This window comes from Indolivaga capnocytophagoides (assembly GCF_036511535.1).
Taxonomy (GTDB): domain Bacteria; phylum Bacteroidota; class Bacteroidia; order Bacteroidales; family Dysgonomonadaceae; genus Dysgonomonas_A; species Dysgonomonas_A capnocytophagoides.
This window is the reverse complement of sequence record NZ_AP028867.1, coordinates 704005-728475: the sequence shown is the minus strand read 5'-3', so window position 1 is coordinate 728475 and position 24471 is coordinate 704005. Positions and strand designations below refer to the sequence as shown.

Genomic DNA, 24471 nt, shown 5'->3' with positions numbered 1-24471 from the left:
TTTTATAAACTATGCAATTCAATTCAGTCAATTAAACACAAAAGGTTACAAAGTACACACTAAAAACACTTTTTTTTTATCGGTTACCTTCTTCCCTTATTTTAACTTTTATACCTATAGATAAATCTATAACAAACAGCCCCTACAGATTACCACTAATATTAAGCAGTTGGTAATAAGTATAAATTACATTTGTACGGGCAGCTTCCAATTGCAGTTCTGCGCTCAATTGGACTGTATTTGCATCCAGAAGGTCAGTTAAAATAGCCAGCTGATTGAAATATTTCTTATTTACAATACGGTAATTCTCATTCGCTTGATTCAGTGAATGCTCCAGCACCTTTACTTTATCAAGAGCTTCCTGATGTTTCAAATAAGCGGCTTTCACTCCTGTCCGTATATTCTGTCGCTGTTGCTCCTCAGCCATTTCCTGTAGATTGATTTGGGTTTTAGCTGATGACAATGAATGTTTCCGGTCAAACAATGCCGAAACTTTGTAAGACAGGTTTAATGTCAATCCCCACGAATTGAGATATAAATCCTGCACCGGTGAAGTGTTTGGTATGGGACGCTGAAAAGTATTGCCGAACTGTAAAGACAAAGCAGGTAAAAAATCGGCTTTAGTTATTTTCAGATTATTTCGGGCCAGATCAAGATTCGTCTTGCTTATCCTCATATCCGGATATTTTTCATATGCAGATTGGATGTAATCCTCTATTCCTTGCAGGTTCTCCTCCGTTTCTGAAAAGATCAGATCGGGTTCGAAGATCAAATCTTCATTCATACCCATAACAATGGTCAACTGCTGAGATACTAGTATAATGTTGTTATTAGTCTCTTTTAACGACAATTCGTAATTCAATAATTGTATTTCGGAGCGAAGAACATCGTTAGTTGTGATCATTCCCTCTTCCCTCATCTTTCGGATATCCTGCAATCGTCTTTGAGCCTCTTGGATGTTGAGCTCATAGCTGTCTCTTTGTTTGTAAAAATTATACAAATCTAGAAATTTACCCATCAGCCAAAGCTTAAGTCCCGATTTATCCTTTTCGAGACTCAGTTGTGCGATTTCCTGATCCAGTTCCGATTTTTCTATATTTCCTTTAATACGCCCGCCCTGATACAATGGCTGAACAGCAGCCAATTGATAGTTTTGTTTCCAATCGGGAGCATCTGTATGTTTGAGAAAATACAAATCGCGGTTCAATATCGAAGAAGGTCCGACATAGCCAAACTGACCGCTTACCTGAATATCCGGCAGCAGTTTATTCCTCGCCAGAGAAACTCGGTCTTCTGCCATTCTGATTTTCAGTTCCGACGACTTGATTGTCAAACTATACTCCAAACCTTTATCAAAAAGTTCGGATACAGTTAGTTTATAAGATGTTTGGGTATAAGCTGTTGTTCCTGGTATCAATAAAAAAAATATGATAATAGCTCCTAATACACTTTTATTCATTACCGATTAAGCCATTTAATTCTCTCAAATAATTTACACACCTTTCCATTCTGGATACATCTATATTCTTTTCTATTTTGATATATACCGAATCCACGATCTTTTGTATTAATTCGCTCTTAGCCTTTCCCTCATCAGTCAATACCACTAGTTTGTTCCTTTTATCACCTTCATCCGAAATACGCTTTATAAGATTGCGTTTTTCCATATTATTCAGAAGATAAGAAAGGTTCGATTTATCCTTATATACCAATGCCGCGAGTTCTTGCTGGTTTATACGGTCTTGCATATATAGCCTCCTGAGAATATGCAGCATTTCAAACGATACATCAATTCCGCATTCCCTAATTTCTTTATATATAGCCTGCCTGTAGGTCGATTGCACCATAAGCAATGTATATACAAAATCCTGCATTATCATAATAACCTAATTTTTTCAGAGGACAAAATTACAAAAAAAAGATATTAGTTGAACATTCAACCAATATCTTTTTTAGGTTTTATAAAAAAACAATTAAAGTCTACAGCTATTACTCACCCGACCAGCCTTCATATCCACCATCTATGCTATATACATCAGTAAATCCCTGCTGGCTAAGGTACGCAGCTACACTCTGGCTACTATTCCCATGATAGCACATCACTAATACAGGCAGCTGTTTATCTGTTTCCGTAATAATATTCTGCACATTTTCATTTGTCAGATGAATCGCATCCTGGAGATGTCCTGCGTTATAACTGTCGGCATCTCGTATATCTAATAAAACGGCTCCCGAAATACTTAACTTTTCTCTGGCTTGTTGTTCGTTAATCCTTTTAAACATCTTAATTATTATTTGAGGTTCCAGACCTTTTTATTGATTTAGTAAGTATGAGAAAATACATCATTAAATATTTTCTGTCACTAATTATTAAAAAACATAAAACAACCATTTGTCTTGATTTGTTTATTAAGAGAAAATTTAAACAACACATAATTGAAATAAAAATTGTCGCAATGAATAACAACATAAGTCCCGAATTAAAAAAAATATTACTCGCCGAACAGCGCAGCGAAATTACTGAAGCCCATATATACGAAAGCATAGCATCTTTTATCAAAGATGAGAACAACAAAGCTGTGATACAGAAAATAGCAGCACAAGAGAGAGGACATGCTGCTATCTGGCAGTCGTACACATATGAAATAGTAAAGCCTAACAAGCTAAAGATATGGCTCTACTCAAATATAGTACGCTATCTGGGATTGACATTCGGCATAAAACTGATGGAACGCAACGAGCTGAATGCCGCCCTTAATTACGATAAACTTTCTCAAATCGTACCGGAAGCAAAGAATATACAATTTGATGAAGATGATCACGAGCAACAACTGATCGATTTAATAAAAGACAAGCCTTTAGGCTATCTAGGATCGGTAGTACTGGGTCTGAATGATGCTTTAGTAGAACTGACCGGAGTACTTGCAGGGCTAACTTTCGGTCTGCAAAACTCAAAGATGATTGCATCTGTAGGCATCATTACAGGTATTGCGGCAGCTTTTTCAATGGCGGGATCAGAATATCTATCCACAAAAACTGAAAATAGTGGAGAAATAAAACCAATTACAGCATCCGTTTATACAGGTATCGCATATATACTAACCGTTATAATACTCATACTACCCTACCTTATTTTAAGCAATGTATACATAGCACTTTCTGTGACACTTATAGCAGCGATACTTATCATTGCAGCTTTCAACTACTATACGGCCATAGCCAAAGGTTACTCGTTCAGAAAACGTTTTATCGAAATGGTATCCATCAGTCTTGGAGTAGCTTTCATTAGTTTTATTATCGGACTTGCCGTAAAGTATTTATTCAACATCGAAGTATAGAAAAACAGCTCTTTTCGTACATATTAATAGGTATCCAGAATACTTATTTTAATAATTTATTGCGATTGTTTACATTCTTTAATTAAAATACCTTTGGCGAGGTTTTAGGAAGTATTAATCTATTTATCAGTAAAGAATGAACTTAAAAAAAGTCGCATGCAGAATGACAATCAGTTTGTTATTCTTATTGACATGTATCATGGTAAAAGCCCAGAACACGGGAACAATTACCGGTACAATTGTAACGAATGAAGGCACTCCTATAGAGATGGTATCGATATCCATCAAAAATAACAGCAAAGGAGATTACTCTGACGAGAACGGTAAGTTTGCAATTAAAGTAGCCGAAGGCAGCTACACCGTACTATTTTCATATATGGGCAACAAGACCCAGGAAATGCCCGTAAAAGTCGAAGCCGGAAAAACAGTAAATGTAGGCAACATTACTTTCGACTTAGGAGCCAATGCCCTGAACGAAGTTGTGGTTAATAGTATGATTACCAAATTCGCTCAAAAAAAATCTGATTATGTAGCCCGTATGCCTGTCAAAAACCTCGAGAATCCTCAGGTATATACAGTAATACCAAAAGAACTGCTGGGTGAGCAGATCGCGGTTGATTTTAAGAATGTACTGACTTCAGCCCCGGGTGTATCTGGAGCAACATTAGGTGTCGGATCAGGAGGTACAGGATTGGCAATGCGTCTACGTGGCTTCGCTGGAGCGGACGGAGCAGGATCTATCCGTAATGGTATGGCAACAAATTATGTATCATTGTCGGATCCTGCTAATCTCGAAAGCATCGAAGTGATCAAAGGTCCGTCTGCAACATTATTCGGAACAAACCTTATTTCGTATGGAGGCCTTGTTAATAGAGTAACAAAAAAAGCTCATGACGGAAAATCAGGAGAAGTAGGATTCACAGCCGGAGCATGGGGATTAGGCCGTGTTACTGCCGATTATAATACCCCGCTCGATAACGAAGGAAAAGTCCTTTTTCGTGTAAATACAGCATTACACAAAGAGAATTCGTATAAAGATTATGGTATCAATAAAACTTTTATGGTTGCGCCTACCATTACTTATAATGCAAGCGAAAGGTTATCAGTTACTGTTGATGCCGAATATTTCAAATCGAACCGTACAACAGCTTACATCAACCCTAGCACCGGAATTATTTCAAACTTAAATGATTTGAACTGGGATTGGGATAAATCCTTTGCATCAAATGATGTAACCAGTAAAGCCGAAGTATTAAATGTATTCGGTGAGGTCAAATACAAAATTTCGGATAACTGGACATCGCAGACTTTAGGTTCATATGCACGTACAGACAACGATGCGAACTATATTTTTCTTGATGTGTATTCAAAAGACAGTCTGCGCAGACGTATGATGCACATACCAAGTGTATTTACGACACAACAATTACAACAAAATTTCAACGGTGATTTTTACCTCGGACAATTCAGAAACAGAGTTCTTGTCGGATTAGATTATACTCGTTTAACAACAAGTGACACCCGTTCGACCCTTAATCCATATGATAAGAGTCTGAATGGCAATACTACAGGAAACATAGGCTTACATGGGCAAGATGCTCCTATTTTCCTCGACCAATATAACAATAAGCTGGCAAGTGCTAATAAACCATCTGCAAACAAACGTTTCACACGAACATATAGTGCCTATGTTTCGGATGTTTTTAATATCACTGAACAACTGGATGTTATGGCGAGTGTACGTTTCGACCGCTTTGATGATGTGCAAAACAATTATATGCAATCGGCTTGGTCTCCAAAATTTGGAATTGTCTATCAAGTAGTAAAAGATAAAGCTTCTATCTTTGCAAATTACATGAACGGATTTAAAAATAAAGGACCAGCAATAGCTAATCCCGAAGGTGAAATCAAACCCTTCAAACCTGAACATGCCTTCCAGTGGGAAGGAGGTTTTAAACTGGAATTCTTTGATAAGAAACTAAACAGTACTATTAGCTTTTATCATATAAAGGTGGAAGACAGAATTCGTTCAATTGCGTCTCCCGAAGGATCTACTGCAACTAATTACAGTGTACAGGACGCAACCCAGATAAGTAAAGGTTTCGAAATGGATGTCATTGCAAACCCACTGCCGGGGATGCACATCATTATCGGATATGCTTTCAACGATAACAAGTTCGAAAAAGGCGATGCTAATGGAAAAAGAGATATCGCAACACCCAAACATCTTGGAAACTTCTGGATCAGCCAGAAAATTCTGAATGGAACATTAAAAGGATTTGGTATCGGTCTTGGAGGAAACTTTGCGAGCAGCAGTTTTCTGGATGCAAAAAACAGTATTACAGTATCCGGATACGGAAAACTCGACGCTACTGTTTTTTATGAATATTCCAATTTCAGAATCGGAGCTAAGCTAAATAATATCACAGATAAAAGATATTGGTTGGGAGACTATTACGGAGAAACACAATCTCCGAGACAGTTCCTTGCAAACATCACTTATCGCTTCTGATAACTAAGGTCTGAGACCTTAACTTTAATAATAACAATCGTCCGGTGCTGAAGATATTCAACGCCGGACGATTTATAGCTAATAAAAAATTGTATGAAACTAAAGCTTCTGCTTATACTCATTGGTACTTTCTTTCTGTTTGAAACATATTCGCAGGAAGCAATCAATATAGGTTATAAATACTCGATGCACTCTCCCACTATCAACGAAGACAGGCCATATTGGGTATACCTTCCACCGGAATACAGCGATCCTTCATTCGGAAAAGCAAAATATCCTGTAATTTACTTATTAGACGGAGATAAAAACTTTCAGGCTCTGGTTGGAATACAGCAAACATTCACTCGTGGTATGTATAATAATATGCCCGAATGCATCATTGTAGGCATCCCAAATACAGACCGTACCCGTGATCTTACACCATCCCGGTCTTTATTGAAACACAATGGTAAAGATATGTTTACCAACAGTGGAGGCAGTGATAACTTTACTAAGTTCTTAACAGGGGAATTGAGGTCTTTAATAGATTCAACTTACCGCACCTCCGGATATAATATACTCATAGGGCACTCCTTCGGTGGACTTTACGCAATGAATACCTTAGTACACCAAACAACATCATTCGATGCGTATGTAGTACTAGACCCGAGCCTATGGTGGGATAACCGAAAGGTATATAATGAAGCGCAAAATATATGGAAGTCTAAGAACTTCGATAAGAGGTCTCTTTATATTGCAATGGCTAAAGATGAAGACAAACCCGATGACGAACAGAAACATTCCAAAACTATTGATCAATTTTGTAAGGAAATACTGAACTCTGCCCCCCATAATAATCTGAATACAGGTTGGAAATACTATGAGGATGAGGATCATGGGACAATTATCATACCGGGCATGTTCGATGCCCTGAGATATATTTTCGAAGGAATAACCCTTCCTGTGAAAAAGATTCCGTACGAACCTCAAATAATAGAAGAGCAATACAAAAAACTATCAGAAAAACTAGGATACAGATTTATTCCGGATGAATCACTGATTGATAATATAGGAAAATACGCTCTATCGGTAGATCAAAAGATGAACGCTATCAAGATATTGGAATACAATCTGAATAATTATCCAGACAGTAAAAATGCCAAAGCAAGTTTGGATAAAGCTAAATCGGGAAAGCTAAAATAACACAGATCATATTATGACAACAAAAAAACTAATATCGTGGTTACACTTATGGCCGGGGCTTATTTCGGCTCTTATTGTACTCTTTGTCTGCATTACAGGTACAATTATCGTCTATTGCGACGAGATAATGGACTTATCGGCAGGTGATGCCAAATATGTAAAAGAAGTAAAGGACACCCGTCTGCCTGTAGATTCACTCATCAATATTATAAAGAAAGAATACCCGTCACGCAGTAAAGCTATCAGCTATATGGTCGGATATAAAGATCCAGAGCGAAGCGTCCGGTTCAATACATTCAGCCGTACCGAAGGTTTAAGTATGATGTATATCGACCCATATTCGGGCAAGATATTAAAAGACGATAACACCATTTATTTCTTTTATATAACCGCTCACCTCCATAATTCTTTACTGCTAGGTAAAACCGGCCAGTGGATTATAGATATTGCAACGATTATATTCATTATAGAGTTGATTACAGGAATTGTGCTATGGTTGCCAAAAAAGTGGAACAAAAAAACAAGAGATGCTTCTCTAAAAATCAAATTCAAATCTACAGCTAAAAGGTTAAACTACGATCTGCATAAAGTTTTAGGTTTTTATGCTTTAATAATCATGTTAATTTTATCATTAACCGGGTTGTTGATTGCTTTTGAGCCATTATCGGATTCATTAATGAAGATATCGGGAGCAGAAACTTCTCACGAATGGCAGAAAAAGATGCCTAAATATCAGGAAGGAAAACAACCCGCCGATATCAACTCTTTAATCCAATATACTTTCGAAAGATATCCCGATAAAGATCAAATTCAATTTAATACTTATAAGCTTGATTCGAGTGGGTATTACATGGGACGTGTAGCAGACCGTATCGGATTGAAAAGCGCGCAATCTCCTGAATATTTTTACTATGACCGTTATTCTGGTAAAGAAATCAAGATGCAGGAAAGTGTACTAAAACACGAAAAAATAGAGAATGCGGTATGGGTTTTACATATGGGTAACTGGATGGGACAATTAGGCAAGTTTGTTACTTTTATGGGAGGTCTTATAGCGAGCAGTCTTCCTGTTACAGGATTTTTTATCTGGTGGAGCAAACGAAAAAAGAAAAAATAAGGTTTCAGACCTTTATTCTAAGCTTATCAAGCTGAATAAAATAGCCGACTATTCATTTAAATAGTCGGCTATTTCTAATTTTTATGGTCTCAAAAACTGAGAATTTGTTTTTTCCCAAGAGAAAAGAACTGCTGTATTTATAAGTGCTAAATGAGAATAAGCCTGAGGAAAGTTGCCCAATTGACGCTTTGTACAAAAATCGAGGTCTTCACTAAACAACCCTACATGATTTGAATAAGTCATCAACTGATTGAATAAATTCAGAGCTTCTTCTTTCTCCCCGATAACGAACAAAGCCCTCACCATCCAAAAAGTACAGATAGTGAATGAAGATGAAGGTGTTCCGAAATCATCATGATTCTTATATCTGAACATAAGCCCTTCGTGTGACAATTCTTTTTGAATACATTTCACTGTTTTTATATAACGCTCATCTTCAGCTGAAATAAAACCATATTGCTCCATCAATAGCAAAGAGGCATCCATATCGCAGTTGTCGTACGCCTGCGTAAAACTTTGCAGTTCCTCATTCCATCCGTTAGTGCAAACATCGTCATATATTTTATTGGCTTCATCTTCCAACACTGCCGCATAATCATCTTTATTCAGCAACTTAGCAATCTTAATCGCTCTGTCTAAAGCTACCCAGCACATCACTTTGGAAAAAACGAAATGCCCTTCTATATTACGGAATTCCCAAATACTCTGATCTTTGTTACGCCACTCTGACATCACTGTCTTTACGATATTACGAACAATCTCCCACATTTCTTCGACTTCATCGAGGTTACCCGGAAAATACTGGTAGTAACTGTATATAACGTCCATCAAATATCCTAACGAGTCGTTTTGCTTCTGGTTGTAAGCAGCATTCCCGATACGAACCGGACGTGAATTTCCATAACCTGACAAGTGAGGAAGAACCTCCTCCGTAAGAGTACGCTCTCCCCTTATTCCATACATGATCTGGAATTGATCGTATTTCAGTTTTAATATGCTCTTGATAAAGCCTAGAAAACGCCCAGCTGCATTAGGATGTCCCATTTTAAGGAGAGTTTCTATTGACATCGACGCATCCCTGATCCAACAGAAACGATAATCCCAATTTCTCACCTCTCCGATTGTTTCGGGAATACTCGTTGTCAGAGCAGCTAATACAGCACCTGAAGACTGATAAGACATCAATTTCAAGACTAACAAACTTCGGGCAATCTTATCGCCGTAAGTATCGAAACGTTTAGATCGATAACTCCAGTTGAGCCAATATACTTTTGTACGCTGATATTCGAGCCTTACCCTGTTCAGATCAACTGTTACCAGCTTTTGATTATATGAAAGAAATAAGAATTCGTCTTTTGTAAGCTCAACTTCTTCCCTATTTAAAATCGTATCAAAATCGAGACTCGAATACAAATAAACATTATCCATATCCTTTGACTTCGAAGATGTTCTTATATAATTATTCTTTTTCGAAAAAACAGCCTCTTCCCGGGCATAATTCATGACAGGATCATATATAACTTTAAAGCGGGGTTTCCCACTGACATGCTTAATAAACCGGTACAATTCGGGAGACATATAATAAGTGTTATCGGTAGTTCTGTACCTCGGCATAAAATCCAACAGGTCGAAAACACCGTCAACCGACTCAAATCTGGTCTGAAGAATATTCGTTCCCGGTTTATATTCCTGAGTGATCATATACGAGTCATCTACCTCGATAGCGAACGATCCGCCTTTTCGTTCATCCAATAATTTTGCAAAAATTGAAGGAGAGTCAAAATCAGGCAGACAGAGCCAGTCGATACTCCCATACTTTGAGATTAAAGCCGCTGATCTGCAATTACCTATCACACCATAGTCTAAGTCTTTCATATCAATTGTTTTTTATTCCGAAACGCACTTTCGGATAAGTTCAAAAATCAGCACATTGAACACAATGCACCTTTCTTACGTTTATAGAGTAAAGTATTTATTCTATGCGATAAGATTTAAGGTCTCAGACCTGCTTATTGTCTCTCCTGAAATCAATAACGACCTGTTATTACCTAGCATTAAGAGACGTCTATACAGACTAAAATATACATCCGGAAAGCATTCCGATCTTTCGACCTTTTCGCATACAGACAACTACATATTCGAGTGAATTATGAAAATTATCATTATATCTAACAGATTACCTCTGAAAATTGTTGAGGAAAAAAATGAATTTAAACTGATCAAAAGTGAAGGAGGACTTGCAACGGGTCTCGGATCACTAGTTACTAAACGCGAAAAACATTGGTTGGGATGGCCGGGCTTACATATCAATGATGATGATAAAAAAGCCGAAATCGACAATCAAATGGAAGATCTTAACTTTCATCCGGTTTATCTCACTCCTTCCCAAATTAAAAACTACTACGAAGGATACAGTAATAGTACAATCTGGCCTCTTTGTCACTATTTTTATTCGTATATGGGCTCAAACAATAGTTATTGGGAAGCTTATAAAGAAGTAAATGCCTTGTTCTGCGAAGCTGCTCTCAAAATTATTGAGCCGGGAGATATTGTATGGATACAGGATTATCAACTGATGCTGCTGCCTGCTATGATTCGTGAAAAAATACAGGATGTAAGTATAGGATACTTTCATCATATCCCTTTTCCGTCCTATGAAATGTTTAGGGTATTACCCGAAAGAGCCGAGATATTGAAAGGTCTGCTGGGTGCTGATCTGATCGCTTTTCACACATACGATTATATGCGGCATTTTGTGAGTGCAGTATACAGGGTACTAGGACATGAATGTGTCTTGGATGAAATCCAACTTGAAGACCGAATTGTTGAAGTAGACGCTTTTCCGATGGGAATCAATTACAATTTATTTCACGATGCCATACTTCGTCCCGAAGTACAGGACAAAGCTAAACAACTCAGGGAAGGTTTTGGAAACAATAAATTGATTTTATCGGTGGACAGACTCGATTATAGTAAGGGAATCATTCAGAGGTTAAAAGGTTTTATCAAGTTTCTGAAACACAATCCCCAATATCATGGAAAGGTATCTTTGGTCATGATCGTTGTTCCCTCTCGTGATACTGTCGATACATATGCAAAACTAAAAACAAGGATCAATGAATTTATCGGTGGTATAAACGGTAAATATTCTACATTAAGCTGGACTCCTGTCTACTATTTTTACAGGGCTTTTTCATTCGAAGAGCTAACAGCGATGTATCATCTTGCCGATATTGCACTTGTTACACCCCTTAGAGACGGTATGAATCTGGTTGCAAAAGAATATATTGCAGCTAAAAGAGACAAACCCGGTGTGTTAATTCTAAGTGAAATGGCTGGAGCTGTCATTGAATTATCCGATGCAATCATCGTAAACCCCAATAATACAAAAGAAATTGAAGACGGGATTATTAAAGCCCTCGAAATGCCTGTTAACAAACAGCTTGTTAAGCTAAAAAAACTGCAGGAAATTGTATCTACTCAAACAGTCGAACAATGGGCTTCTGATTTTATATCAGAGCTTAAAACAATTAAAGACCACAATAATGACAGATATGCTAAGGTCATAGACAATAATCAGGTTGAAATCATTCAGAATTCTTATAAAAACGCATCAAAGAGACTAATCATATTCGACTATGATGGAACTTTATCGCCGTTTTACAAAGATCCGACAGAAGCATATCCGAGAGAAGATTTACTAAAACTCTTAGCTAAGTTATCGGAGGATCCTAAGAATAAGGTTATTATAAACAGCGGGCGAAACAGTGAAACTCTCGATAAATGGTTCGGTGAACTGAACATCGGGCTTGCAGCCGAACACGGTGTGTACTACAAAGAAAACGGTGTATGGCACAGCAATCTACAGGAAATAGTATGGGATGATGAAGTAATGAACATACTGAAACATACAACTAAAAAAACTCCATATTCTAAAATCGAAGAAAAAAAGACTGCTTTAGTATGGCACTACAGAGCAGTAGATACCTGGCTGGCCGATTTAAGAGTTAATCAGCTGATAAAAGAACTGATTAATCCCTGTTCTCGTCTCAACCTTCAAATAATGAGAGGAAATAAAGTTATCGAGATAAAATCATCCGATTACAACAAAGGAAGTGAAACGCTCCGTCTGATGAGTCAGGATAAGTATGATTTTATCATGGCAATAGGAGACGACACCACTGACGAAGATATGTTTGCCGTGCTGCCCTCAGATAGTGTAACTATAAAAGTCGGACGCATATCCGATATTGCCAAATATAACCTTCCGGCACAATCATTAGTCACTCCTTTCTTGAAAAGAATTACCGGAGCACAAACACGAGCAGGTCTGTAAAGTCTTGTGTTTGTCATAAAATCTTATATATTTGTGAGTAAATGGTCTCATACCAGTTTATTAACAACACCATATTTGAACAACAGACAACCATGATAAACAGACTACGGCATTACACCGAATGGATCCGGAATATTTCCGAAAAGATTCCGAAACAACGGCTCATCTTATTATTAAGCCTTATTGTGGGTATTTTATCGGGGTTTGCAGCCGTTATTCTGAAAAACATGGTATTTTTCATGACCCGCTTATTGATTCGAAGCCTCGATATCCATTCTGTGAGTATTGTATATTTTGCATTTCCTTTTTTCGGACTGGTTATGACTGTATTATTTGTCCGTCTGGTTCTTAAAGAAAAAAGGCTGCAGGGAATCACCCGTATACTATATGCAATATCTAAAAAATCGAGTAAACTAAAGCTACAGGATACCTATTCGTCTCTTGTTGCTTCTACATTGACTGTAGGTTCCGGGGGGTCGGTAGGATTGGAATCCCCCATTGTATTAAGCGGATCGGCAATAGGATCTAATATCAGCCGTTTTTTCAGGCTCAATTACAAAACAACGACTCTGCTCCTTGGATGTGGTGCGGCAGGAGCAACAGCGGGAATCTTTTCGGCTCCGGTTGCAGCAGTTGTATTTGCACTTGAAATACTAATGATAGACCTAACCACATGGTCTATTATTCCCCTTTTAATATCGGCGGTAGCAGGAACAGCTGTATCGTGGCTATTCTTAAGAGACGGGGCTGCTTTTGCCTTTACAGTAATGGATCCTTTGGTTATACACAACCTACCGTTCTACATCTTGTTAGGGCTGATAACCGGAGTAATTTCGCTCTATTTTGTAAAAGGAACTAAGAAGATCGAGAACTGGATCGATCTTTTAGGAAAGGTATATATAGTCTATGACATTAAGCTAAAAAGATTCAGAAGAAAGCAAACCGCAGGCAAATATTCAGGGACGATACGTCAACTTGTTATTGGTGGTACTATACTCGGAATCATTATATTCTTACTGCCCCCATTATACGGAGAAGGGTATGAAGCTCTGAATATGATTCTTACCGGACGATCTCACGAATTGGTCAATAGTAGTTTCTTTTATGGAACACAAAATAATATCTATCTATTGATAACTTTCCTGTTTCTTGTTATGATATTCAAGGTCATAGCAATGGCTATCACGACAGGAAGCGGAGGCATCGGAGGTATATTCGCACCCTCTCTTTTTATGGGAGGAGTATCGGGTTATATTATAGCCACAATTTTTAATATGTTTCCTTTTTTCTCGGTTAGTAATAAGAATTTTGTCGTTGCTGGTATGGCCGGTGTATTAGCCGGAGTTATGCACGCCCCGCTAACAGCCATTTTTTTGATAACCGAAACGACAGGAGGATATAATCTATTCTTACCTATCACCCTTACAGCCGCATTTTCATTTGTAGTATCAAAGCTGGCAGAGCCTAATTCGATTTATACAGACCGTTTAGCTAAACGAGGCGAATTAATTACACACAATAAAGACAAAGCAGTATTAACTCTTTTGCAGACAAACGATTTGATAGAAACTGATTTTACACCAATATATACCGATTATACTTTGAGAAACCTTGTCGAAAGTTTTACTGCATCCAAAAGAAATATATTTCCGGTAATAGATCATAATTCAATATTAAAAGGTATTGTCTATATAGATAATATACGACCACAATTATTCGAAACCAGTTTATATGATACTACACTTATTTCGGATCTCATGACTTCGGTTCCCATATGTATAGAAGTAAATACACGTATGGAAAAAGTAATGGATATATTCGAAACTACACAATCGTGGAATCTTCCGGTGGTAGACAAAGGTAAATACGTGGGTTTTCTATCCAAATCGAAAATATTTTCGGCATACCGCAATCAGTTACAGGACTTTTACGACTAAGAAATCATACCAAAAGACATAACTATATATCGAAAGCTAAGAAATCATGAACTATAAACTATTTGCTTTGTTTATATTTGAAGAATAAACAATAAATTAAATTATGAAAAAAGTACTATTAGCATTCTTTGTTATGACTCTATTGAGTGCATGCGGCGGACTAAAGACGTATAATTCGGCTCTTAAGCAAATTGAGTTAGGAATGACAAAAGAACAAGTAGTGTCACTGATGGGACAAGACTACCAGACAAGCGGCAAAATTTATGAAAATAATAAGGAATATGAAACTATCGAATATAAAGATATGTACAAATTCCATTGGATATTCGAATTTGCAGATAACTCTCTTTATAAATGGTATAAAGAAACTGAAGACCAAAGAAAGTAAAAATCTTATACAAATCATAAACCAAAAGAAGAGATTCAAATAATTTGAATCTCTTCTTTTGGTAATATATAATCGTAATTATATATTTTTTCTTTGCTTAGATTAAGCTTCTGCTTCTGGAGTTGCTTCTGCAGCAGGTTCAGCCGGAGCTTCTACCTCTGCGCTAGCTTCTGCCTGAACAGCAGCAGCTTCCGCTTTCTTCTGAGCAACTAAATCAGCTTTTGCTTTGTTTGCAGCAACTTCTGCTTCGTGACGTGCTTTTGCAGCACTTGCAGCAGCTTCTGCATTTTTGCTCTTCTCTGAATCAACAGCTTTGCCTTTAGTTTCTTTCCATGCTTGGAATTTAGTTTCTGCATCAGCTTCAGTGAACGCACCTTTCTTAACACCACCCAACAAGTGTTTCTTCAAAAGAACACCTTCTGCCGAAAGAATGTTACGAACTGTGTCTGTTGGTTGTGCACCAACCTGCATCCAGTACAAAGCTCTGTCGAAGTCTAACGTAATTGTAGCAGGATTAGTGTTTGGGTTGTATGAACCAACCTTTTCAATAAACTTACCATCACGTGGAGCTCTGCTATCTGCAATAATGATTTGATAAAAAGGATAATCTTTACGTCCTCTTCTTTGTAAACGGATCTTTGTAGCCATTTTGTTTTCTTGTTAATTTTTAATTAATGCATAATTATTTATTAGCGGATGCAAAGTTAAGAATAACTTTTATATATACAGCCTATTATCTGTGATAAATTCAATAAGCCCATTGCTTATCGTCCCCAGATACGCGTATTTAGGTTTAATATCTCTACAACTTTCAATATTTGTAATAAGTTTTCGGCATAATACCTGATTGTTAAAGCATCAGTCAGATTCTTATTTCCGGCAAATGAAAACAGCTTGTTTCTACCGGACAAAGCCAGGCTCAAATGTCCATCAATAATAGATGCAGAGACATTTCCTGAGCCGAAATATCGAGACAGTTCTATAAAGCATTCCTGCATAGATGGGGTCAGTATATATCGAGCTTCGACAGGATCAGTCGAATAAACCACATATTCTTTTTCAAATATCGAATCTTCGAGATATACCATTTCACCTCGTCCCGAAGCACCGAATTTATCCTGCATCCAACGTCCGACACCTCCGAGTATTTTTTCTGCACTGTCCTTTAGTATATAAGTCTTCCCTTTAGTATTCTTATTAAAATCAGCCACTAAAAAAACACCTTTAAATATTGTAGACCAATCGGTTTTCGTATTTCCATTCTTGTCCCGTCTTTCAGTTTTGTATTCGGTATGAAGTTTTGAAAAACGAACAGAAGTCTCTCCCAATATCCCCCATATTAAATTGTCTCCGGAATAACGGTCTACTCCTTTTCTGTATATATCCGATTTATTGTAGTCCGATTCGGAAATGCAACTATCAATTGAAAAAGATGAATCTGATAAAAATTCTGATATTATATGCGGAACTACTTTTTCATAAAAGGAATTTTTCATCATCTTCTCCATAGGAGATATCCACATGGCATACCACACGATTCCGCCGATAAAGACAGCTATAAACGCCCATAGAATAATAAGAAAGCCCGATAAAGCGGCTAATACAATCAGAAAAGACAAAGACAGAAGTATACTCCAAAAGATTTTCGTCTTTCGTGTCACTTCAACCCGCTGCTCTTCTATAGGTTCTAATATATACCGTAAATTAAATAAGAGATCATCTACCCGCAGATTCAGGTTAGTTAATAAAGATTCGTTTTCCATAGTTGAGTTGTTGTTCTATTCTTCAGATAAGCAAAGTTTACTGAAACAGATTCCCTACATTCGGATTTACACGTTCCTGTTCAGCTGCTTCTATCATTTCCTTTCGGACGTATCCCATTTGGGAAGCAAAAATGTTAGAGGGGAACATTTCTATCGCATTATTATATTCCATTACAGCAGCATTGTAGGTACGACGGGCAGCAGCCAATTGACCTTCGCATTCGTTTAACGAAGATTGTAATTTTGTAAACTGTTCGCTGGCTTTCAAATTAGGATAATTTTCGACTGAAATATTAAAAGACTTGAAAGCCTGATCCAGTTCTTTATTCAATGAATTTCGTTGCTGATCACTCAAATTAGGCTGCTGTGCTTGCGAACGTAATTGAACCAAACGCTCTAATACTCCGCTCTCATGCTGCATATATTGTTTAACCGAAGCTACCAGATTAGGAATAAGATCATAACGTTGTTTAAACATAGCGTCTACCGCCCCATTAGCATACTCAACCTTATTTTTTTTAGCTATAAGACCATTACGGATACTTATAATTATTAAAACTACAATTGCAATCGGTATAAGAATAAATAAAAGTGTCATATTATAAATTTGTTTGAGTTATTTATTATTTAAGAATGTTCGTGCAGTTTCGAGTATTGTATCTAAACCTCTCGACATATCGTCATTCGTCATATCGACTTTAATATCCGGATCAATTCCGAATTCGATATGTTCTTTTGCTGCATTCAGCATAGGTGAAGAAGAAAAACGTACCGACCAGCCGTTCACCAACTCCGAGGAGAAGGGCAAACCACTACCACCACCGGTCTTATCTCCTATAATAGTTACATTAGGAGCATATGTCATTGCATTTACAAAATCATTGGCAGCACTATAGCAGCTTCTGTTCGTCACTACCACTACCTTCTTCTGATATCTGACCCTTGATGAAGGACTTATATAGCGCGGATACGGATTAGAAAAACTATTGTGCCCCTTTCCCGTTTTATACATTATATATCCGACCTGAGTTTTCTGTTCAAAGAATCGGCTTGCTATTTTTTCGGCATTCGAGATCAACCCTCCGCCATTATCACGTATATCAATGATTATACCATTACAAATTGCCATTCGGCTTAGGATTTGGTCAAGATTGGCCTCTCCTACTCCACTCGAAAAACTTCCATAATATATATAACCTATATTATCATTCAGTATTTTATATTTCATTCCTCCTGCAATCGAATAATCCGTTCCGATATAATTCTTCTGTATTTTCTCATCAAAATTATCGGGATAATCTTCAAACCATTTCCAATAACGGCTTATATTATGATTGGCGATCAGATTCACATGGCCGTCTTTAAGTTCAGCTAACATTTCACCCAATACATCAAAAAAAGATTCCTGAGGCATATCTTCGGTTATGCGGGCAGCATAGCGGTCGTGAACTTCATCCCAGTCAATATTTTTATATTCGAAGAAACAATATTTTTCATCGATTATCTTCCATAAAAGTTCGAAATTCCCCTGCTTTGAATTTTCATATTCTTCTTCATGAAAACACGAGGAAAAAGTGAATCCCAGAAATAATATAATCAGTAAATTTTTCATCATGGCATACATATTTCACTTAATCGGTCAATCGTATATCTGAAATAATTGAGATCTATGTCTCCATCATGGCTGGCAAGCTTTCCGTGATGCGAAAATTGCCATATTACCCAATTACCGACATCGTCTCCGGGCTCTTTATTCAAACTGCTTATCCATACAGGATTGTCTGGAAAATGATCTTTTATATAAAGCTTATAACAATCCATGTTTGTATAAATCATAGGACGTACACCGTAATACTCATACACTTCACGCTCCATAATCTTTAACTCTTTTATAACAGATTTCACAAACGATGTATCTTTACTATAAGGATTAAACGGAGAATGTTCAACATCTATGGCGGGTATCAAATCGCCCGGCTCACATTTAGCGATTCGGATGAAATGCTTCGCTTGTTCACGTCCCGAAACTCCGAAATTATAGAAATGATACGAACCTATTTTCACATTATTTTCCTTCGCCAATTTATAGTTATAAGGATAATTGCGATCATCATGGGTTATCCCTTCTGTTGCTTTTATATATGCAAAATTAATATCCTCATTTTTTACTTCGATCCAATTCAGTATCGGATTATGATGTGATACATCTATTCCTCTCACCGAATATTTATTACTCTTATCAAAAGTATTGGACATCTTATTTTTCTTATAAAAAAAATAGCCTAAAGATAAGCATACTACAATCATAGTTGCTATACATATTATGACCTTAAATCTATCTTTTGATTTTTTCCGTTTCATTTTTACTTTTCAACTAAGCCGAACAATAAACAGTTGTCAGTTAACAGTCATCAATGTTTTATTTCGAAAAGGTAACAAAGGTTACATTATCAATGTACAATTTTTCAGATGTTACTTTTTACCTTTTCAGTTGATAACTAATGACTGTTAACTTATCTACGCTCTCTATATAGATAAAAATATTTATGCTGCTTGATACTGACAAAGGTAATATTTTAAGGCTTATTCAAAAATACTGTGAGTGAATTAGAATATTTAAGTTACAGCAAGTATTTATATATACAGTAAACAAACCTTCTAGTTAACAAGTATATCAACACGTTTACCTGTGATTATTCATAAATAAATAAATAGGTCTGACACCTTAATTTCTCATGGTTTTCTTATATATTTGACCATAATCAACACTTCCCTAAAATGAACCACACTAAAAATTCATCGGATAATAAGATTAAAATAACAGACTCTAATGTTTCAATTCCCAACAATTTCGATAACAACGACAATAGGTCATTTTCTCTTTCCAAACTTTTAAAAGATGGAGCCAGACAGAGTGTCAAGGCTATAAAGCTGTTCGCTTTAGCTTTTATTTTATTCGGCATTATCAATCTTTTATTTTTTGGTTTTCACCTACTAAGATATTTAACTGAATCCGAAAGCGGTCATTACGGTTATGCCGTATTATCATCTATTATAGGTACAATCTTTGTGATTATCTCCTTTATTTTCACATATAAATACCTTCTGATGAATACTATCGAGGTATGCTACAAACTTCTAGAACCTTTTTTCCAGAAAATATGTACGAAAATAATAGATATAGTGATATCAGGAGGAAATAAGATTTCCGGAAAAAACATACATAAATCACTCAATATCGGCAGCCTGATACTGGAAGTATATGGTAAAAAGCTTCCCAAATATGTACAGAAAGCTATAATTTTTATCTTAAGCAAGATACCTTTTGGTGATTTCCTTCAGACTATGCACACAGAGTTAAGCGAAAAAAAGGATACCCGCTCTCTTAGTTATATACTCTATATACAAGTAGACAAATTTATTTCGGGTATTTTATTAGGTGGAATATCCATGAGCTGGACATATTGGCTGTTACCTTTAAATATTGTTATTCAAGCAGCTATATTCTGGTTATAAATAAAAGGAGGAATAGCTGTTAGCTATCCCTCCTTAAACATATCCTTAGAAGTCTATCATTTTACAGGAATCTTATCAATACGTTTTTGATGCCGCCCACCTTCGAACGGTGTATTCAAAAATTTCACCAGAATATTATACGCTTCCTCTTCCGAAATAAATCGGGCAGGAAGGACAATAATATTAGCATCATTATGAGCACGTGCCAGTCCTGCGATTTCTTCAGTCCAACACAAAGCCGAACGTATTCCCTGATGCTTATTCAATGTGATATTGATACCATTACCACTTCCGCATAATCCGATACCGGGATAGCATTCTCCATTTTCGACAGCAATCGCTAGTGGATGTGCAAAATCGGCATAGTCACAGCTCTCGCCCGAATATGTTCCGAAATCTTTATACACTATACCTTTTTCTTCAAATAAAGATATCAGGTACGATTTCATTTCAAATCCTGCATGGTCGCTACAGATACCTATAGGTTTCTCTGATTGCGAAAATAATGAAAGTGAAGCAGCCATCTTTAATTCTATTTAAGGTCACAGACCTATTTATATTAATGATATACTTATCAAGAGAATCAACAAGCAGATCAAGCTGAAACGTTATTTTTTCAGATAATCTTTCACTTGATTGTATACATTCTCTCCTGTAAAGCCAAGTTTTTCATCTAACACTTTATAAGGAGCAGAAAAACCAAACGTTTCAAGGCCCCAGACTTTTCCGCTATCACCGACCAATCCCTGAAGATTTACAGGTAAGCCTGCGGTCAATCCAAATTTCTTTTTATCAGCCGGTAATACCGAATCTTGATATTCTTTAGGCTGATTACGGAATAAACCTTCCGAAGGAACGGATACAATTCTTGTTTTGATTCCATCTGCTTCAAGAAGTTTAGCTCCGTCAACTAAAGTTGAGACCTCTGATCCTGATGCTAACAAAATTACATCATAATTTTGAGAATCCTGCACAATATAAGCACCTTTTGCCGATTGTAAAGCTTCTTCGTAACGAGAACCTTTTGCCGGAAGGTCTTTAATATTCTGACGAGAGAAAATCAAGCCCGTAGGAGTAGATGTATTTTCGATTGCCAGTTTCCAAGCTACAGTAGTTTCTACAGCATCTCCCGGACGTAAAACCAACATAGAATTCTGATTATGATGGTTTTTCAATTTCTCCATCAAACGCAATTGAGCTTCCTGTTCTACTGGCTCATGAGTAGGTCCGTCTTCTCCGACACGGAAAGCATCATGCGTCCAGATGAATTTCACAGGTTGCTGCATTAATGCCGCCATACGGATAGCTGGTTTCATATAATCAGAGAATACAAAGAATGTTGCACAAGCAGGAATTACACCTCCATGCAAGCTTATACCTATTGATAAACAAGCCATTGTCAACTCGCAAACACCTACTTGTAGAAAAGCTCCTGAGAAATCATTCTTATTCAGGCTGTGAGTATATTTCAAGAATCCGTCTGTCTTATCAGAATTTGATAAGTCAGCAGATGCAACAATCATATTTTCAACATTCTGGGCCAATACCCCTAATACGGCAGCTGATGCGGCACGTGAAGCGATATCATTCTTTTGTTGAATGCCTGCCCAATCTATATGAGGAACTTCCCCTGAAAACCAACGTTGCAATTTTTCAGCCAATTGAGGATTAGCTGCAGCCCATTTGTCTTTTGCGGCTAATCTTTCTCCAACTATGACTTTTAGTTCTTTAGCTCTGCTTGCATAAAGCTCTTTAACTTCAGAGAAGATTACAAATGGATTTTTTGAATCTCCACCTAAGTTTTCTATTGATTTTTCGTAGCTTGCTCCGGCTTCACCTAACGGCATACCGTGAGTAGCAGTCTGATCTTCGAAACTTGATCCGTCTTCTTTAACGGCACCTTTACCCATTATGGTATGGCCGATAATCAGAGTCGGACGTGATTTTTCTTGTTTAGCTTCATCCAAGGCTTTTCTGATCTCAGCCGCATCATTTCCTTTAATAGAAATCACATGCCAACCCCAAGCTTTATATTTAGCTTCTACATCTTCGTCAGTTACTTCCTTTGTTTTTGTAGATAGCTGAATACCGTTCGAATCATAAAACATGATTAGGTTACTTAGCCCTAAATGTCCGGCAACACGACCTGCTCCCTGAGAAATTTCTTCCTGAACACCTCCATCAGAAATGAATGCATATATCGTATGATTCATAACTTCACCTAAACGCGCCTGTAAAAATTTTGCAGCGATGGCAGCTCCTACTGCATATGTATGTCCCTGACCTAAAGGTCCGGAAGTATTCTCAACACCATGATCTAAATCCAATTCAGGATGGCCCGGAGTTATACTACCCCATTGACGGAACTGCTGTAAGTCCTCCATCGTATATTTTCCGGTCAAAGCTAATGTAGAATAGAGCATCGGAGACATGTGTCCCGGATCTAAGAAGAAACGGTCACGACCTTCCCATCTTGGATTTTCGGGATCGTATACAAGATATTCTGAAAACAGTACATTGATAAAGTCTGCTCCCCCCATTGCTCCTCCGGGGTGTCCTGATTTAGCTTTTTCTACCATTGACGCAGCCAGGATACGTATATTATCAGCTGCTTTGTTAAGTACTTTTATGTCATTCATGATTAAAAAGATAAGTACGCTAATTATTTTAGAGTTATTTATTTCAAAAGTAATAAAAAATAAGTGTAAAACAAACATTAATACACCTATTACAAAAATAAGCAAAATATAACATATAAAACAAGAAAAATCACAGCTTTAGAGTAATTATTCCATTGTTATTGTAAATTAAGAATGCATTACTTTTCATGTCGAAGCATTATCGGTCAACAAGATAAATATAATCTTTCTGTAAATACTTTTATATGAATTATTTCTCATAAATTTTATATATAAGTAACAGCAAGCATTTAATAACACAGTTTATTGATAAAGTAATAAGTATAAGACCTAAAAAAACTGCGTATGAAAATATCACACGCAGTTTTCTGTTTTTTATCTTAAGATCCGATTATTCTACCGGTATATCTTTATTTACATTCTTAGAACCTACCAAAGCGTAGAATAACAAGTATGCAAGTCCGATAAATATTACCCAGTAGCTACCCATGTACCCAACTTTGTCGGCTACCCAGTTTTGGAATAATGGAAGTATACCTCCACCAACTACCATCATCATGAAGATACCTGATGCAGCAGGTACATATTTACCTAAACCTTCTACAGCAAGGTTAAAAATACCTCCCCACATAATAGAAGTACATAATCCGCATAATACCAGTAATAAAGCACTTAACGGAACCTGTGTCATCTCAAATGACTCTCCGGTAAATACAGGCATAGTAGATGTTACTGTTTTAGGTATAAAAATAGCTAAAGCTACTAATACAAGCCCAAGTGCAGATACACCTGTCAACATCGTTTTACTAGAGATCTTACCGCCAATCATACCACCGAAGAAACGACCTACAAGCATCAGGAACCAATAAGTTCCAGCAACGAATCCGCCGATACTTGCAGCACTCGAAGGATCTAAGCCTGCACCTTTATCAGATACATCCGACAAATAGAAATTTAGTGTTCCGGGGATACCGATTTCGATACCTACATAAATGAAAATACCAATAACACCAAATACCAGGTGACGGAAACTCCAAGGGCTATTTTCGAATACTTGTTTTTCAGTAGCTTTCTTTTCATGAGGATCTCTGATTGGAACAAAGAACAAGATAACAAAAGCCACAGCAAAAACAGCCATTGCAATAAACAATACAGAATTCACATCTGTAATAGCAGTATTTGCAGTTACTGTCCCGATCAAGGCTCCCACAAACATAGGAGTCAATGTTCCTGTTAATGAGTTAAATGTAGCACCTAATTGAATCAACTGGTTTCCTTTGTTACCACCTCCTCCAAGAAGATTAAGCATTGGGTTTACCACTGTATTAAGCATACATACCGAAAACCCGGCAATAAACGCACCTAACAGGTAAACATAAAAGTTAGCAGGTAATCCTAATAGGTCAGAACCAACACCAACTATTCCTGATAAAAACTGAGTGAATACACCAAGAAGCCCTACTGCAATAGCAATAAGTGCTGTCTTTTTATAACCGATTTTTGTTAATAATTTACCGGCTGGTATACCCATAAACAGATAAGCAGTAAAGTTCATCAAATTACCTAGCATTCCAAGGAAATTAGATCCTGCAAATGCCGGTTGATTTTTCCAAATCACTCCAATAGGAGCTGCTAGATTTGTAACAAACGAGATCATCGCAAAAAGGAAAATCATCGTTACTATCGCAACGGCATTTCCACTTTGCTTTTGGGGTTCATTAATGGTCATAAGATTTGTTTTTA

The 24471-nt window shown here is 37.0% G+C and carries 20 protein-coding genes; 8 read left to right on the top strand and 12 right to left on the bottom strand.

What is annotated here, in order from left to right; translation table 11 throughout:
- Positions 1 to 142 precede the first annotated feature (142 nt).
- From AABJ51_RS03115 to glpE, 3 genes are all read right to left on the bottom strand, one after another.
- Entirely contained in the window at positions 143 to 1459 is a 1317-nt protein-coding gene (locus tag AABJ51_RS03115) for a TolC family protein (protein WP_338374361.1), read from the bottom strand.
- Entirely contained in the window at positions 1452 to 1880 is a 429-nt protein-coding gene (locus tag AABJ51_RS03110) for a MarR family winged helix-turn-helix transcriptional regulator (RefSeq protein ID WP_338374360.1), read from the bottom strand. The genes AABJ51_RS03115 and AABJ51_RS03110 overlap by 8 nt, the downstream gene beginning before the upstream one ends.
- Positions 1881 to 1989: 109 nt before the next feature.
- A complete protein-coding gene (gene glpE / locus AABJ51_RS03105; RefSeq protein WP_084158478.1) occupies positions 1990 to 2283 on the bottom strand; it encodes a thiosulfate sulfurtransferase GlpE in 294 nt (97 codons plus the stop codon).
- A 173-nt stretch (positions 2284 to 2456) separates the two neighbouring features.
- Here glpE and AABJ51_RS03100 point away from each other — a divergent pair, with 173 nt between their 5' ends.
- The 4 genes from AABJ51_RS03100 to AABJ51_RS03085 all read left to right on the top strand — a co-directional run bounded on the left by AABJ51_RS03100 (position 2457) and on the right by AABJ51_RS03085 (position 8149).
- A complete protein-coding gene (locus AABJ51_RS03100) occupies positions 2457 to 3338 on the top strand; it encodes a VIT1/CCC1 transporter family protein (RefSeq protein WP_338374359.1) in 882 nt (293 codons plus the stop codon).
- A gap of 136 nt (positions 3339 to 3474) precedes the next feature.
- A complete protein-coding gene (locus tag AABJ51_RS03095; protein WP_338374358.1) occupies positions 3475 to 5850 on the top strand; it encodes a TonB-dependent siderophore receptor in 2376 nt (791 codons plus the stop codon).
- Between the two features lie 93 nt (positions 5851 to 5943).
- Positions 5944 to 7032, top strand: coding sequence for an alpha/beta hydrolase (locus AABJ51_RS03090; protein ID WP_338374357.1), 1089 nt, complete (start codon positions 5944 to 5946; stop codon positions 7030 to 7032).
- A 13-nt stretch (positions 7033 to 7045) separates the two neighbouring features.
- Positions 7046 to 8149: a PepSY-associated TM helix domain-containing protein gene (locus tag AABJ51_RS03085; protein ID WP_338374356.1), complete on the top strand. Its 1104-nt coding sequence runs from the start codon at positions 7046 to 7048 to the stop codon at positions 8147 to 8149.
- An 81-nt stretch (positions 8150 to 8230) separates the two neighbouring features.
- Here AABJ51_RS03085 and AABJ51_RS03080 read toward each other — a convergent pair whose 3' ends face one another.
- Entirely contained in the window at positions 8231 to 10024 is a 1794-nt protein-coding gene (locus tag AABJ51_RS03080) for a glycoside hydrolase family 15 protein (protein ID WP_026625017.1), read from the bottom strand.
- A gap of 274 nt (positions 10025 to 10298) precedes the next feature.
- Between AABJ51_RS03080 and AABJ51_RS03075 the strand changes: the two genes are divergently transcribed.
- The 3 genes from AABJ51_RS03075 to AABJ51_RS03065 all read left to right on the top strand — a co-directional run bounded on the left by AABJ51_RS03075 (position 10299) and on the right by AABJ51_RS03065 (position 14810).
- Positions 10299 to 12485 carry a bifunctional alpha,alpha-trehalose-phosphate synthase (UDP-forming)/trehalose-phosphatase gene (locus AABJ51_RS03075; RefSeq protein ID WP_338374355.1) on the top strand — a complete coding sequence of 729 codons (2187 nt, stop codon included), beginning with the start codon at positions 10299 to 10301 and terminating at the stop codon, positions 12483 to 12485.
- A gap of 92 nt (positions 12486 to 12577) precedes the next feature.
- Positions 12578 to 14422, top strand: a complete 1845-nt coding sequence (locus AABJ51_RS03070; protein WP_338374354.1) for a chloride channel protein — start codon at positions 12578 to 12580, stop codon at positions 14420 to 14422.
- A gap of 103 nt (positions 14423 to 14525) precedes the next feature.
- Positions 14526 to 14810 (top strand): hypothetical protein, encoded by a 285-nt coding sequence (locus AABJ51_RS03065; protein WP_026625014.1) that lies wholly within the window; start codon positions 14526 to 14528, stop codon positions 14808 to 14810.
- 102 nt (positions 14811 to 14912) lie between these two features.
- Here the strand turns inward: AABJ51_RS03065 and AABJ51_RS03060 are convergent, their stop codons facing one another.
- From AABJ51_RS03060 to AABJ51_RS03040, 5 genes are all read right to left on the bottom strand, one after another.
- Complete coding sequence (locus AABJ51_RS03060; RefSeq protein ID WP_026625013.1) at positions 14913 to 15458, bottom strand: 30S ribosomal protein S16; 546 nt, start codon at positions 15456 to 15458, stop codon at positions 14913 to 14915.
- A 116-nt stretch (positions 15459 to 15574) separates the two neighbouring features.
- Positions 15575 to 16573: a DUF3137 domain-containing protein gene (locus tag AABJ51_RS03055; protein WP_338374352.1), complete on the bottom strand. Its 999-nt coding sequence runs from the start codon at positions 16571 to 16573 to the stop codon at positions 15575 to 15577.
- A gap of 37 nt (positions 16574 to 16610) precedes the next feature.
- The gene (locus tag AABJ51_RS03050; RefSeq protein ID WP_338374351.1) at positions 16611 to 17171 is read right to left on the bottom strand and encodes a LemA family protein; all 561 of its coding nucleotides are present in this window, start codon (positions 17169 to 17171) and stop codon (positions 16611 to 16613) included.
- Between the two features lie 18 nt (positions 17172 to 17189).
- Entirely contained in the window at positions 17190 to 18185 is a 996-nt protein-coding gene (locus AABJ51_RS03045) for a S41 family peptidase (RefSeq protein ID WP_026625011.1), read from the bottom strand.
- A complete protein-coding gene (locus AABJ51_RS03040) occupies positions 18185 to 18829 on the bottom strand; it encodes a glycoside hydrolase family 25 protein (protein ID WP_338374350.1) in 645 nt (214 codons plus the stop codon). Before AABJ51_RS03040 ends, AABJ51_RS03045 begins: the two co-directional genes overlap by 1 nt.
- 522 nt (positions 18830 to 19351) lie before the next feature.
- Between AABJ51_RS03040 and AABJ51_RS03035 the strand changes: the two genes are divergently transcribed.
- Positions 19352 to 20089, top strand: coding sequence for a hypothetical protein (locus AABJ51_RS03035; protein ID WP_338374349.1), 738 nt, complete (start codon positions 19352 to 19354; stop codon positions 20087 to 20089).
- A gap of 56 nt (positions 20090 to 20145) precedes the next feature.
- Here AABJ51_RS03035 and AABJ51_RS03030 read toward each other — a convergent pair whose 3' ends face one another.
- The 3 genes from AABJ51_RS03030 to AABJ51_RS03020 form a co-directional block, all read right to left on the bottom strand.
- Positions 20146 to 20613: an RpiB/LacA/LacB family sugar-phosphate isomerase gene (locus AABJ51_RS03030; RefSeq protein ID WP_051290522.1), complete on the bottom strand. Its 468-nt coding sequence runs from the start codon at positions 20611 to 20613 to the stop codon at positions 20146 to 20148.
- An 84-nt stretch (positions 20614 to 20697) separates the two neighbouring features.
- Positions 20698 to 22728 carry a transketolase family protein gene (locus tag AABJ51_RS03025; RefSeq protein ID WP_338374348.1) on the bottom strand — a complete coding sequence of 677 codons (2031 nt, stop codon included), beginning with the start codon at positions 22726 to 22728 and terminating at the stop codon, positions 20698 to 20700.
- Between the two features lie 391 nt (positions 22729 to 23119).
- Positions 23120 to 24457, bottom strand: coding sequence for an MFS transporter (locus AABJ51_RS03020; protein WP_035330955.1), 1338 nt, complete (start codon positions 24455 to 24457; stop codon positions 23120 to 23122).
- Positions 24458 to 24471: the final 14 nt, after the last annotated feature.